This window comes from Leuconostoc mesenteroides subsp. mesenteroides ATCC 8293 (assembly GCF_000014445.1).
GTDB lineage: Bacteria > Bacillota > Bacilli > Lactobacillales > Lactobacillaceae > Leuconostoc > Leuconostoc mesenteroides.
The window spans coordinates 1,496,308-1,509,207 of record NC_008531.1 but is presented as its reverse complement, the minus strand read 5'-3'; the positions used below and the strand labels follow the sequence as shown (position 1 = coordinate 1,509,207).

Genomic DNA, 12,900 nt, shown 5'->3' with positions numbered 1-12,900 from the left:
GATGTTACCAGATACACTAGTTGACAATCGATACCGTATTATAAAATCGCTTGGCGATGGCGGTATGGCCAATGTTTATTTGGCGCATGATGAATTTCTTAATCGTGATGTAACGTTTAAAATGATGCGTCTTGATATGAAAAATGATGTAGATTTGGCAAAACGCTTTCAACGTGAGGCCTTATCAGTAACAGAACTGATTAATGACAATATTGTCCAAGTATACGACGTTGGTGAGTACCAAGGTTCACAATATATTGTCATGGAATATGTTGATGGTACAAATCTTAAATCATACATTGGTGAACATTTTCCAATTGCATATCAACAAGTTGTTGATATTATGATGCAAATATTAAACGCCGTGCAGGCTGCACATAATGCAGGTATTATTCATCGTGATTTAAAACCACAAAATATTTTAATTGACAGAAATGATCAAGTGAAGATTACCGATTTCGGTATTGCAATTGCTAAGTCAGAGCAAGATTTGACGCAGACGCATACCGTGATTGGTTCAGTTCATTATTTGTCACCAGAACAAACCCGTGGGGGCATGGCATCAGCAAAGTCTGATATCTATGCACTTGGTGTTATGTTATATGAAATGCTAACGAAGCAAGTGCCGTATGAAGGAGATACGCCGGTCGCAGTAGCACTAAAACATGCAACTGATGATATGCCTTCAGTACGTGATTTTGATCCAAGAATTCCCCAAGCACTAGAAAATGTTATTTTAAAAGCCACAGCTAAGAACCCACAGGATCGTTATTTAGATGTCTCAGTTATGGCTGAAGATTTAAAAACAGTTCTATCGCCACGTCGTTCAAATGAACAACGATTTGCGCCAACTGCGGATATTGAAAACGAAACGCGCATTATTCCGATGGAACAAATTCAAGACCAGCTCAAGAATGGTGTTTCCTCTGTTAATGTTTTACCGGAGGAAGTTCCTGAGGAACCATCAGTAAAAGATCTGATCATTGAGTATGGTAAAAAAGGTTACGCTGTTAAAAGTATCGCAAAAATTGTTGACCGGACACCTAATTATGTTAGAAGTGTGCTTCGGGGCAATGGCATCAAGTATCGTGAAAATAAATTACCTAAAATTTTGGCTTTTGCAGTGCTTTTTATTGTTGCTATTATTGCTATTTTTGCGTTTATTCATATTCAGGCTAGTCAAATCACTGTGCCGAGCTTATCCAACTTAACAAGAGCCAAGGCTGAAAAGAAAATACAAGAAGCTGGATTGAATGTTGGTAGTGTGACTTCGACAACTTCGACAACCATCAAAAAGGGCAGTGTTGTGCGTTCAACCCCTAAAGAAGGAACTGACGTAAAAAAAGGGGACAGTATCAACTTGGTTATTTCCTCTGGTAAGGCAAAAGTGCGTTTTGGAGATTATGTTGGATCGGATTATGATGTAACAGCAGCACAATTGCGCTCGCAAGGATACGAAATTCAAAAAGAACAACAAGCGTCAGATAGTGTAGCTGCAGGCATAATTATAGCTCAATCTATTAATGCCAATGGGAAGGTAGACCCTACAGCCACAAAGGTGACTTTCACTGTCTCAACAGGACCGGTTAAGATTACTGTCCCTGACTTCACTAAAAGTAGCACACAAAGCGATGTTCAAAATTGGGCATCACAAAATGATGTCACTGTTAATTTTAATACGACTTACTCCAATTCTGTTAAGAAGGACCATGTTATTAGTCAATCAATCCGTGGCGGATCAAAGATTACAAAAGATAACACCTTATTAATTACGATTTCACAGGGACCAGAACAATCGAGCTCAAGTAGTAGTAGTTCGTCGTCTTCTAGTTCTAGCAGTAGTTCCTCAAGTAGTTCAACAAGTAGTGAGGATTCTAGTACTACATCATCGGACAGTTCCACATCTGAGAGCTCTTCGAGTCAATAACAACGTGTCTAAAAGTCGATATTATCGGCTTTTTTTGTTATGATTAATGGTATGAAAACAGGACGAATTATTAGATCGCTCAGCGGTTATTACGATATACAGTTACCCAGTGGTGACATTCAAAGAACGCGAGCTCGCGGTGAATTTCGGAAATCTAAGCAAAAACCGCTAGTTGGCGATTTTGTTGATTTTGAGAGTGAAAATGACGAGGGCTTTATTTGGGCAATCCATGAACGGGAGAACTTTTTAGTTCGCCCGCCAATAGCAAATATTGATATTGCCGTTATTGTGACAGCCGCCAAGGAACCTGATTTTGCACCAAATTTGTTAGATCGTCAGTTGGTGGCACTTGAAGCTGCAAACGTAAGACCGTTGATATATTTTTCTAAAATGGATTTGCTGGAAAAATCTGAACATGAGAAAATAAATCACGTCGCTAATTATTATCAAAGTATTGGTTATGATGTTATTTTTTCAGATTCAAAAAGCGCTTTTGAAGCGCTTAAAATGATGTTAAAAGACCATGTTTCAGTTTTTATGGGGCAAACGGGAGCTGGAAAATCAACATTACTGAATCATCTATCGCCACAACTTGGGCTTGAAACGGGTGAAGTTTCTAAAGCGTTGAGTCGAGGAAAACACACAACACGACAGGTAACGTTGATTGAGGTAGATGAGGCTTTGATTGCTGACACGCCAGGATTTTCTTCATATGAAGTGTTTGATTTTCCTGTTGAAGAATTAGATGATTATTTTCCAGAGTTTGTTGAAAAACGTCAAGATTGTCGTTTCCGTGGATGTTTACATCTGAATGAACCAGGATGTGCCATTAAAGAGGCTGTAGCGGTTGGCACAATCACACAGTCAAGGTATAATAGTTATAAGGCGTTTTATGAGTTGATTAAAGCGCAAAAACCAAAATATAAAACAGACAATTAAAAAGAGGTATATCATGTCAGGAATCATTGCACCATCAATTTTGAGCGCAGATTACACAAATTTGGAACGTGACGTCAAGCTTGTTGAAGCTGCTGGTGCAGAGTATTTGCACATCGATGTTATGGATGGTACTTTTGTGCCCGCTATATCTTATGGTCCAAATTGGGTCAAGCAATTGCGTCCGGAAACTGATTTAGTGTTAGACGTTCACTTAATGATTCAAAATCCAGAACGCTTTGTTGAAGAATTTGCGGATGCTGGTGCAGACATCATTGGTGTTCATGTTGAAGCAACACCACATATTCACCGTGCTTTACAAATGATTAAGAACAAAGGTGTCAAAGCAGAAGTTGTTATCAATCCAGGAACGCCAGTATCCGCAATTGAAGCAGTACTGGATATGGTTGATCAAGTACTAGTTATGACTGTAAACCCAGGATTTGGCGGACAAAAGTTCTTGCCATCAACGCTGCAAAAAATTGAACAACTACAAACATTCCGTGAGGAGCGTGGCTTTGACTTCGATATTGAAATTGATGGTGGCGTGAATAACGAGACGATTAAATCAGCATATGATGCTGGTGCAAAAGTTTTTGTGGCTGGATCGTATGTGTACGATAAAGTAGATCCTGCTGCAAAAATCGGTATTTTGAAAGATTTGATTAAATAATGCAGATTAATATCTTAGCCGGTGGGCCAACGGAATTATGGCCCAAAAATTTATTTCAGGAACAAGGGATGTGGATTGGCGCTGATAGAGGTGCTTGGTATCTATACCAAAAAAATATACCAATGATCATGGCGGTTGGTGATTTTGATTCTCTAACAGATTTTGAATTAACCACAATTCAAAATCATTTAGCCGCGCAAAAAATTATTCATGTCAAGGCCGAAAAAGATGAAACAGACACAGAATTGGCCTTAATGTACGCTCAAGACAAAAATCCCGATATTATTAAAGTATTTGGTGCTACTGGTGCACGAATTGATCACATGTTGAGTAATTTGTGGTTAATGGCTGATGAAAAGTTTGAAAGTATTGTTGAAAAAACGAATTTTATTGATAATGCAAACATCGTGAGCTATGTTACACCTGGCTTAAGTGAGATTGCAAAGTATCCTAACTCAAAGTATTTAGGATTTATGCCGCTCAATGATGTTGAGAACTTCAAAATAATAGATGCCAAGTACCCATTGACACTAACAAAAAATAAGTATAAAATGTGGTCATCGAATGAATTTATATCAAATTCAGTTCACGTGTCCTTTGATACAGGAATCATAATGATTACGCAGTCTGTAGATGGAGAAAAACAACATGGCAGTTAAAACAGTAGAAGATGCAACTTTTAATCAAGAAACAAACACGGGCGTTAGCATAACAGATTTTTGGGCAACTTGGTGTGGTCCATGTCGCATGCAATCACCTGTTCTGGATGTGCTATCTGATGAAGTCGACGATGTGAAGTTTGTTAAAATGGATGTGGATGCTAACCCTGAAACTCCTGCTGCATTCGGTATTCGTGCTATTCCAACGCTTTTGATTAAAAAAGATGGAGAAGTTGTGGAACGCTTAACGGGATTCCATAATAAAGAACAATTAGCAAAGATTTTAGCTAAATATACAAATTAACTTGTCAAAGGGTTGAATTTCTGGTAAAATTTAATATTGTTGTAGAAAGAGCTTTTAAAAAATAAACAGCTCGAAGAAGGAGGGTTAAACATGGCAAAAGATGCTATTACTGGTGCGCGTACACGCTTTGGTAACCAACGTTCACACGCGTTGAACTCAAGTCGTCGTAGCTGGAAGCCAAACTTGCAAAAAGTTACGGTTAAAATTAATGGTGCTGCACCAAAGAAAGTTTACTTGACAGCACGTACTTTGAAGGCTGGATTGAAGAACGGTTCTATCGAACGCGTTTAAGCTAGTATTTCGTTAGCTTGCTGACGTCGTAAGACCACCATGGGGTGGTCTTTTTTATTAATAGATAGAACACCTCTCAATGCAACTTAATTTATGTATGGTAAAATATACTTAGTAAACTCTTTGTGAGGAGGAAATGCATTTATTGTTATACTTTAGGGTGTTGATAAAAGACATCTCAATATAACGATAAATGTTCTTAAATTTTATGGCAATTATAATTAAAACAAATAATGGCGATATTAGCCTTGAAAATGATGTTATTGCTACAATTGTTGGTGGATCTGCAATTGAAAATCCTGGTGTTGTTGGGATGGCATCTAAAGCAACTTTTCGCGATGGCGTTAATCAGATTCTGAATCGGGAAAACTATGCTAAAGGCGTTGTAGTTCATCAAAAAGATAGTGGTGTTGCAGTTGATGTCTACTTAGTTGCACAGTACGGTACTAAATTGTCCGAGATTTCAAAATCAGTTCAAGGTAAAGTAAAGTATAATCTTGACGCATTTTTGGGTATTCATGTTTCTGAGGTTAACGTGATTGTTCAGGGTGTTCGCGTCAGTGACTAGGAGAGATTATGTCAGTTAATTCACTAACAAAGATTACCAATGTTGAATTTGGTAAGATGATTAATGCTGCAGCGGCTGTACTTGCTGCTAATGCAGATAAAATTAATAAATTAAACGTATTTCCGGTTCCTGATGGCGATACAGGAACGAACATGAGCCTTTCAATGGCGAGTGGTGCGCAGTATGAGCGTGACTCACTAGAAACAGAAATTGGTGCTTTGGCCAAAGCTACTTCCAAGGGTTTACTGATGGGAGCACGTGGTAACTCAGGCGTGATATTATCACAAATTTTTCGTGGCTTTTCCAATAGTATGGCTGGAAAAGAAACACTATCGGCACGTGATCTAGCTGATGCATTAATGAGTGGTGCACAAGTGGCATATAAGTCAGTGATGAAACCTACTGAAGGAACAATCTTGACGGTTATTCGTGAGGCGGCAGCTAAAGCAAACAAGGTGGCTGAACAAACAGACGACATTGTTGAACTGATGGCTGCTGTTCAGGAAGCAGCACAAGTAGCTCTGGATTCAACGCCTGAATTGTTACCAGTCTTAAAAGAAGTGGGTGTTGTTGATTCTGGCGGACAAGGACTTGTTTTCGTATTGCAAGCTTTCTATCAAGTGATCAGTGGTGATTTTAATGAAGAAGATATTAAAGCACCTGATAATGCTGAGCTTGATCAAATGGTCAAGGAACTTCATGCGGGGGCGCAAGCTAGTAGCAGTTTAGATCCAGCAGATATTAAATATGGTTACTGTACTGAAATTATGGTTCAGATTGGTAAAGGCACAACATATGATCATGATTTTGATTACCAAAAGTTTTACGATTATTTAGCAGAATTAGGTGACTCTTTATTAGTTATCAACGATGATGAAATTGTTAAAGTACACGTGCATACTGAGAATCCTGGTAAAGTAATCAGTTGGGGAACACATTTTGGTTCACTAGTTAAAGTTAAAGTCGACAATATGCGCGATCAACAGCAAACAGTTATTGATGCACAACGTGCAGAAGAAGCACGTGTTGAAAAAATAGCTGCAATGCAGGTCCCAGTATCTGACACAGCAGTAATTGCCATTGCTGCTGGGGATGGTATTGCTGAACTTTTCAAAAGTTTAGGCGTTCATACTGTGATTTCTGGTGGACAGACAATGAATCCATCAACTGCTGATATTGTTAAGGTTATTGAAGATAGTGGCGCAAAAAGGGCTATTATTTTACCGAACAACAGCAATATTTTCATGGCAGCAGAACAGGCAGTTACATTAGCGGAAATTCCAGTAGAAGTTGTTAAAACACGTACAATTCAACAAGGATTAACAGCGATGATGGGCTATAACCCTGATGCTGATTTGGAACAAAATGCTGCAGAAATGTCAGAAATGGTGGCTGATGTAAAGTCGGCGCAAGTCACACAGGCAGTTCGCGAAACTAAATTTAATGGCCATGAAATTCATCATGGTGATTGGATGGGGATTATCGATGGTGACATTGAAGTCGTAGCTCACAATGTTGAATCAGCTGCGCAAGAAGCTATTCAAAAAATGATTGATGATGATTCTGAAATTGTGACAATTATTTTTGGTGAGGGAACAAAAGCTAAAGTTGCACAAAAGTTAAAAGCATTTGTGGAAGAATTAGATGACGGTCTAGAAGTCGAAGTTCACGATGGTGGACAACCATTGTATCCATTCTTCATATCAGTTGAATAATAAAAAAGACGTAAATTCAGTACTACACTGAATTTACGTCTTTTTTATTATAGCCAGCCTAATGCGCTAATAGCTGCGTATATTACTGATCCAGCCATTAAGATAACCATAAACCATGACATAACTAACGTCATTTTTTCGAGACGTGTCCGTGGTTTTTTATCAATTTTTGGCACCTTGTGCTGGTTTAACTTTGATTCTATTTCGGCTTGTAATTTTGTGTTAACCGGTCGATGGTTTTGTTCGTCAGTCATTGATATCACCTCTAATATATTACTTTCTAGTCTAACATATCTTCTAAAATAATTGAAATTTCTACGCGAATTCGTTAAAGTTAGATACGAGGTAATTAACATGCAATGGTGGATTTGGCCACTCGGTGGTTTTATTTTTTGGACAGTTGTCATTATATTTAAGAAATGGACAGCTTTAAAACAAGCATCTATTAAAACATTAGACATTATTACGATTCCTAACTGGATTGTATTGCACCAAACAATGGGTTATCTATTTGGTATTAGCTTTGTTCCTTGGTTTTTACTTGTATGGTTGGTCGTTGGGATCTTTTTAGCTTGGTTTTTATTGCAAAATAACTGGCGATGGCAAACATTTTGGCGAAGGTACTGGCAATGGAGTGGTTTATTGGCCGCAATAATTGTCATTTTGATAACAATTATTGGGTTATTCCTCCATTAAACCCCACATTTTTGAAGCGCAGTTATCCTTGATAACTGCGCTTTTTGTGTGCTGAAAATTTACTAGTTTGTGACAAAACAATAATTTGGGTGGAGTGAAGTGGGGAAATGTGGTAAATTAATAGTATAGAAATTTTAATGGAGGTGGCTCTATGTTCATGGGTGAATATTCACATACGCTTGATACAAAGAGTCGCTTAATTATTCCGGCAAAATTTCGTAATCAACTCGGTGATCAATTCATTATTACAAAATGGATGGAGAAATCACTTCGCGCTATGCCGATGGCAGTTTGGGAAAAATTGCAAGAGCAGTTAAATCAATTACCATTAGGCAAGAAAGATGCACGTGCTTTTAGACGTTTTGTTATGGCTGGTGCATTAGAAGCCGAGTTTGATAAGCAGGGACGAATTGTTGTTCCTAATAATTTAAGAGAATACGCGTCACTAGAAAAAAGTGTTGTAGTTACCGGTGTTGGTGATTCATTTGAAATATGGAGTGCAGAGAATTGGTCAGCATATACGGCTGAAACTGCGGATGATTTTGATAATATTGCTGAAGGTTTGGTAGACTTCGACCTTTAAACGAATTAATAATACAAGTTTTAAGAAAGAGGGCTGCTATGCCATTTGAACATGTAACAGTACTCTTACATGAGGCTATTGCTCTATTAGATATTAAACCAGAAGGAACTTATGTCGATGCTACATTAGGTGGCGGTGGACACACTGGAGAAATCTTAAAGCAACTCACAACCGGTACACTTTATAGTTTTGACCAAGATGATACAGCTATCCAATATAACGCTGAACAATACGCAGATGAAATCGCTGCTGGTAAATTAGTTATAATTCATAAAAATTTTCGGACATTAACCTCCGCATTAGCGGATTATGGTGTGACAGCAGTTGATGGTATTGTTTACGATTTGGGTGTTAGTTCTGTGCAATTTGATGATGGTCAGCGAGGGTTCAGTTATAAATATGATGCTGAACTTGATATGCGCATGGATCAACGCCAAGCATTAACAGCTAAAACAATTGTTAATGAGTGGCCGTTTAATGAATTGATGCGTGTTTTGAGCCGTTATGGAGAAGATCGCTTCCCTAAGCAAATTGCTCGAAAGATTGAGCAGCACCGTGAAAACGCACCAATTAATACGACTTTTGAATTGGTAGACATCATTAAAGAAGCAATTCCAGCACCCGCCCGTCGAAAGGGTGGACATCCTGCAAAACGCTCATTTCAAGCATTTCGTATTGCTGTCAATGACGAATTAGGTGCCTTAGAAGATTCATTAACTCAAGCACTTGAGTTATTAGCAACTGACGGCAAAATTAGTGTGATTACTTTTCAGTCATTAGAAGATCGCTTAGTAAAACAAATGTTTCGTGAAAAATCTTCGGCACCAGAATTACCTGCTGGTTTGCCAGTGCTACCGGGGCAATTTGAAGCTGATTATGAGTTATTAACGCGCAAACCAATTTCACCAAGCACAGAAGAGATGGCTATCAATCATCGTGCAGAGTCGGCGAAACTACGTGGCATAAGAAGAAAATAGACTAGATGCTGTGGTCTTACATAAGATTAGCAATGATAAATAAATTGGAGAATATTACATGGCACAAAATGCATATCAATATACACCTTTAGCACAGCAAGCACCTTTAACAGCATCTCAGCCGCGTACTCATAGTCGTACTAAATATAAAGCAGCCGCTTGGACAAAAAAAGAGCGAATAATGGTAGCTATTGTTGCCACTGTTGTTTTGGCATTGATGGTTGGCGTTGTTTATACAAGCATGCAAACGACCAAAACAACAGCCAGTGTAAACGCAGTTCAAACCAAAATTGATGAAACTAAGCAAAATAATGACGATTTACGTACACAGGTGCAAACAGCCATGAGTAAAAAAAATCTAGATAAGGTTGCAAAAAAATATGGCATGACACTGTCTGACAACAGTGTGCGCAATATTAATCAATAATTATGAAAAACAAAGTGAGACGGATACCACACAAAAAAATCACGAAAAACGCCAAGACCTTTGGCGTTCTGCTGCTTATCGCAACGACCATCGTGATTTTAGGACTTGGTGTGCGTCTTTTTATTATCGCGGGTAATAAATCGGTAGATGGTCATAATCTTACAAAAGCCACACGTGAGGCCTTTATGGGAAAACAAAATATTATTGCCTCTCGTGGCAAAATATTTGATTCGGACGGGCAGGTGTTGGCAGAAAATACCACAGTCTATAATATGTACGCAATATTGAATAAAAATCAGAAAGATACTGATGGTAAGCCATTGTACGTAACGGACAAAGCTAAAGTCGCTCGTGAGTTAAGCAAGGTAATCAATCTAAAAGAAAAAGAAATCTATAAACGCTTGTCCAGTAAACAATTTCAAGTTGAGTTTGGTACCGCGGGTAAAAACTTGACGATTTCGCAACATAATAAAATTGAGAAAATGAAGCTTTCAGGTATCTCATTTACTTCACATCAGGCTCGAACATATCCTAATGATCAGATGGCTTCGCATCTGATTGGAAATGTGAACATGGTTGAAGGTAGTAGTGGTCAGTCAACTATATCTGGCATAATGGGTATTGAAGCATCAGAAAACAAATTGCTATCAGGTAAAAACGGTATCAAGAGTTATCAGGGGCAAAAAACTGATAGCAGTAAAAGTGTTAAAAATGGAGATGACGTTTATCTCACGTTAGATTCTTCGCTACAGACAACGTTGGAAACACGAATGGACACATTTGTGAAAGCCACTAAACCAACAGCAGCAGTTGCTGTGTTAATGGAAGCTAAAACAGGTCGTATTGTCGCAGCAACGCAACGACCTAATTTTAATCCTAATGATAAATCAGATACTCCAACAGTCTGGTCCAATTTGTTAGATCAAGGAGCCTTTGAGCCAGGATCTACCATGAAAGGCATAACATTAGCTGCAGCTATTGATACTGGTAAGTGGCAGCCTAACGCAACCTTCCAGTCAGGAACTTATCTGATTGACGGAAAGGAAGTGACAGATTCTTTTGGTGATGATCAAGGACAAATGACATATCGAGAGGGCTTCTGGCGTTCATCGAACGTCGCATTTGCAAAAACAGAGCAAAAAATTGGTGCACAGACGTGGAAAAATTATTTAGAAAAATTCAAGTTTTTGCAGTCAACCCAGTCAGGGCTAAATGGCGAAGAAGCAGGGTCAATCTCGTTTTCATATGCGATTGATCAAGCAAACACAGCGTTTGGTCAAGCAATCCGTGTTACACCCTTGCAAATGATACAAGCTTATTCAGCAATTGCCAATAATGGTAAAGAAATTAGACCGTACTTTATTGATAAAATTGTCAATTCGTCTACTGGAGAAATAGTTAAACAAGGTAAAACAACGACAGTTGGACATCCCATCAAAGCTAGTACGGCAAAGCAAGTCAGAAAATATATGATAGATGTTGTTAATAAGTCGGATGGAACTGCTAAGGAATTTGATCTTAGTGATTATGGTTATCAGATTGCTGCTAAAACAGGTACAGCTCAAATCAGTGAGAATGGTCAGTATTCACAGACTTATAAAGATGCTATCCATTCGGTGATGGTTCTGGCGCCGGAAAAAAATCCAAAATATATATTCTACATGGCTGTCAAGCAACCCTCAAAATTGCCTGACGGTGATATTCAACCAACAATGAGTAAACTATTTAAGCCTTTAATGCTCCAGGCTTTAAATGATAGTGATAGTGCGGTAAAATCAAAGACAACTAAACAAACAGTACCTAATGTAGTTGGGCAATCTATTTCAAGTGCAAAATCTACAATGACAAAGGCTGGATTTAGAGTTGCAGTTGTGGGATCAAAAGGTAAAATTACTAGTCAGTCATTGCTAGCTAATCAAAAGTCATTGACAAACCAATTAGTAATTTTGACTGCAAAAGGAAACACATATATGCCAAATATGATTGGTTGGAGTTTAGTTGATGCGCAAACATTTGCTAATAAAATAGGCTTCAAACTAACGTGGAAAGGTTCTGGATTTATTTCGGGCCAAAGTATAGCTGAAAACCAACTTATTGTAAAAAGTAGTGTTGTGTCAATTGCTTTAAAAGAGAAGGAGTAATGGGAGAAAATGACAGAGTATTTTTGGGCATTCACCCGTGCGTTTATTGTTACTGTAATATTCATGCCTGCGGTGATCAAATTTTTAAAACAATCTAAAGAACAGGCCGTAATTCGGAAACTTGGGCCTGACCATCAATCTAAAGCAGGTACACCAAGTATGGGTGGGGCATTGTTTATTGCAGCTGCATCGCTAAGCGCACTGATTGGTAGTGTCGCTTATTCGGGTAAAATTGGATTTGTAATGGTGCTTATACCCATCTTGGCAGTTGTTGCTTACGCAATTATTGGTGGCATTGATGATGCGTTGAAAATGATTCATCATGCGGATGATGGTTTCCGCTTCATACCAAAACTTTTGGCGCAAACGTTATGTGCGGTTGTCATCATGATTATTATGTGGATTATGCAAATACCACTCATATTAAATATACCGTTTATTGGTGTTTTTAATTTAGGAATCTTTTACTTCATTTTCCTGTGGTTTTGGCTGGTGGGTTGGTCAAATGCGACTAACTTAACAGATGGCTTAGATGGTCTACTAACGGGGACAAGTCTTATTGTCTATCTCGTATATACGTGGATTGCTTTAGGAGTTCATAACCATATAATTGTGATTTTTAACGCCTCAATTATCGGTGCGTTGGTTGGCTTTTTGTTATTTAACAAACCAAAAGCAAAAATTTTTATGGGCGATACCGGATCTTTAGCTTTGGGTGCTGGGCTGGCAATCGAATCAATTGTACTTGGCATTCCTTTTTCACTTTTATGGTTTGGGTTGATTTTTGTTATCGAGACCCTATCAGTAGTTATTCAAACAATTGGCTATCATTTCTGGAAAAAGCGAATTTTTCCCATGGCGCCAATACATCACTCATTTGAAAAGTTTGGCTGGAATGAATGGCAAATTGATGCCTTGTTCTGGATTGTAACTGCAATCATAGGAATTATTGGTATTTTGTATATGAGTTAAAGCGGACATTAGCCGCGTACATATAATAGAA

At 38.3% G+C, this 12,900-nt stretch carries 15 protein-coding genes; 14 read left to right on the top strand and 1 reads right to left on the bottom strand.

All coding sequences use genetic code 11. From position 1 onward, the window contains the following. Position 1 precedes the first annotated feature (1 nt). The 8 genes from pknB (at position 2) to LEUM_RS07360 (ending at position 7,073) form a co-directional block, all read left to right on the top strand. On the top strand, positions 2–1,927 hold the full coding sequence (pknB, locus tag LEUM_RS07395; protein WP_011680183.1) for a Stk1 family PASTA domain-containing Ser/Thr kinase: 1,926 nt from the start codon (positions 2–4) through the stop codon (positions 1,925–1,927). 51 nt (positions 1,928–1,978) lie between these two features. Beyond that, the gene (gene rsgA, locus LEUM_RS07390) at positions 1,979–2,866 is read left to right on the top strand and encodes a ribosome small subunit-dependent GTPase A (protein WP_011680182.1); all 888 of its coding nucleotides are present in this window, start codon (positions 1,979–1,981) and stop codon (positions 2,864–2,866) included. Between the two features lie 13 nt (positions 2,867–2,879). Further along, on the top strand, positions 2,880–3,536 hold the full coding sequence (rpe, locus tag LEUM_RS07385; protein WP_011680181.1) for a ribulose-phosphate 3-epimerase: 657 nt from the start codon (positions 2,880–2,882) through the stop codon (positions 3,534–3,536). Continuing rightward, positions 3,536–4,195: a thiamine diphosphokinase gene (locus LEUM_RS07380; RefSeq protein WP_011680180.1), complete on the top strand. Its 660-nt coding sequence runs from the start codon at positions 3,536–3,538 to the stop codon at positions 4,193–4,195. Before rpe ends, LEUM_RS07380 begins: the two co-directional genes overlap by 1 nt. After that, positions 4,185–4,499, top strand: coding sequence for a thioredoxin (trxA, locus tag LEUM_RS07375; protein WP_011680179.1), 315 nt, complete (start codon positions 4,185–4,187; stop codon positions 4,497–4,499). The genes LEUM_RS07380 and trxA overlap by 11 nt, the downstream gene beginning before the upstream one ends. 90 nt (positions 4,500–4,589) lie before the next feature. Next, positions 4,590–4,790: a 50S ribosomal protein L28 gene (gene rpmB, locus LEUM_RS07370; protein ID WP_002815208.1), complete on the top strand. Its 201-nt coding sequence runs from the start codon at positions 4,590–4,592 to the stop codon at positions 4,788–4,790. A gap of 208 nt (positions 4,791–4,998) precedes the next feature. After that, positions 4,999–5,358 (top strand): Asp23/Gls24 family envelope stress response protein, encoded by a 360-nt coding sequence (locus tag LEUM_RS07365; RefSeq protein ID WP_014324985.1) that lies wholly within the window; start codon positions 4,999–5,001, stop codon positions 5,356–5,358. A gap of 8 nt (positions 5,359–5,366) precedes the next feature. Continuing rightward, positions 5,367–7,073, top strand: a complete 1,707-nt coding sequence (locus tag LEUM_RS07360) for a DAK2 domain-containing protein (RefSeq protein ID WP_011680177.1) — start codon at positions 5,367–5,369, stop codon at positions 7,071–7,073. A 47-nt stretch (positions 7,074–7,120) separates the two neighbouring features. On the opposite strand, the gene LEUM_RS07355 is transcribed toward LEUM_RS07360, so the two are convergent. Continuing rightward, on the bottom strand, positions 7,121–7,327 hold the full coding sequence (locus LEUM_RS07355) for a DUF4044 domain-containing protein (protein ID WP_011680176.1): 207 nt from the start codon (positions 7,325–7,327) through the stop codon (positions 7,121–7,123). A 100-nt stretch (positions 7,328–7,427) separates the two neighbouring features. Between LEUM_RS07355 and LEUM_RS07350 the strand changes: the two genes are divergently transcribed. From LEUM_RS07350 to mraY, 6 genes are all read left to right on the top strand, one after another. Further along, entirely contained in the window at positions 7,428–7,769 is a 342-nt protein-coding gene (locus LEUM_RS07350; RefSeq protein ID WP_011680175.1) for a DUF3397 family protein, read from the top strand. Positions 7,770–7,920: 151 nt separating this feature from the next. Beyond that, positions 7,921–8,352: a division/cell wall cluster transcriptional repressor MraZ gene (gene mraZ, locus LEUM_RS07345; protein ID WP_002815203.1), complete on the top strand. Its 432-nt coding sequence runs from the start codon at positions 7,921–7,923 to the stop codon at positions 8,350–8,352. A 38-nt stretch (positions 8,353–8,390) separates the two neighbouring features. Beyond that, positions 8,391–9,329, top strand: a complete 939-nt coding sequence (rsmH, locus tag LEUM_RS07340; RefSeq protein WP_011680174.1) for a 16S rRNA (cytosine(1402)-N(4))-methyltransferase RsmH — start codon at positions 8,391–8,393, stop codon at positions 9,327–9,329. 58 nt (positions 9,330–9,387) lie between these two features. Beyond that, positions 9,388–9,756 (top strand): cell division protein FtsL, encoded by a 369-nt coding sequence (gene ftsL / locus LEUM_RS07335; RefSeq protein WP_011680173.1) that lies wholly within the window; start codon positions 9,388–9,390, stop codon positions 9,754–9,756. 2 nt (positions 9,757–9,758) lie between these two features. Beyond that, complete coding sequence (locus LEUM_RS07330; protein WP_041775170.1) at positions 9,759–11,897, top strand: penicillin-binding protein; 2,139 nt, start codon at positions 9,759–9,761, stop codon at positions 11,895–11,897. A gap of 9 nt (positions 11,898–11,906) precedes the next feature. Continuing rightward, complete coding sequence (mraY, locus tag LEUM_RS07325; protein WP_002815199.1) at positions 11,907–12,869, top strand: phospho-N-acetylmuramoyl-pentapeptide-transferase; 963 nt, start codon at positions 11,907–11,909, stop codon at positions 12,867–12,869. Positions 12,870–12,900 lie beyond the last annotated feature (31 nt).

Coding starts and splice junctions, on each gene's coding strand:
- rpe (WP_011680181.1), top strand. CDS start 2,880: ATGTCAGGAATCATTGCACCATCAATTTTGAGCGCAGATTACACAAAT.
- rsgA (WP_011680182.1), top strand. CDS start 1,979: ATGAAAACAGGACGAATTATTAGATCGCTCAGCGGTTATTACGATATA.
- rpmB (WP_002815208.1), top strand. CDS start 4,590: ATGGCAAAAGATGCTATTACTGGTGCGCGTACACGCTTTGGTAACCAA.
- mraZ (WP_002815203.1), top strand. CDS start 7,921: ATGTTCATGGGTGAATATTCACATACGCTTGATACAAAGAGTCGCTTA.
- ftsL (WP_011680173.1), top strand. CDS start 9,388: ATGGCACAAAATGCATATCAATATACACCTTTAGCACAGCAAGCACCT.
- LEUM_RS07380 (WP_011680180.1), top strand. CDS start 3,536: ATGCAGATTAATATCTTAGCCGGTGGGCCAACGGAATTATGGCCCAAA.
- mraY (WP_002815199.1), top strand. CDS start 11,907: ATGACAGAGTATTTTTGGGCATTCACCCGTGCGTTTATTGTTACTGTA.
- LEUM_RS07355 (WP_011680176.1), bottom strand. CDS start 7,327: ATGACTGACGAACAAAACCATCGACCGGTTAACACAAAATTACAAGCC.
- trxA (WP_011680179.1), top strand. CDS start 4,185: ATGGCAGTTAAAACAGTAGAAGATGCAACTTTTAATCAAGAAACAAAC.
- LEUM_RS07330 (WP_041775170.1), top strand. CDS start 9,759: ATGAAAAACAAAGTGAGACGGATACCACACAAAAAAATCACGAAAAAC.
- rsmH (WP_011680174.1), top strand. CDS start 8,391: ATGCCATTTGAACATGTAACAGTACTCTTACATGAGGCTATTGCTCTA.
- LEUM_RS07360 (WP_011680177.1), top strand. CDS start 5,367: ATGTCAGTTAATTCACTAACAAAGATTACCAATGTTGAATTTGGTAAG.
- LEUM_RS07365 (WP_014324985.1), top strand. CDS start 4,999: ATGGCAATTATAATTAAAACAAATAATGGCGATATTAGCCTTGAAAAT.
- LEUM_RS07350 (WP_011680175.1), top strand. CDS start 7,428: ATGCAATGGTGGATTTGGCCACTCGGTGGTTTTATTTTTTGGACAGTT.
- pknB (WP_011680183.1), top strand. CDS start 2: ATGTTACCAGATACACTAGTTGACAATCGATACCGTATTATAAAATCG.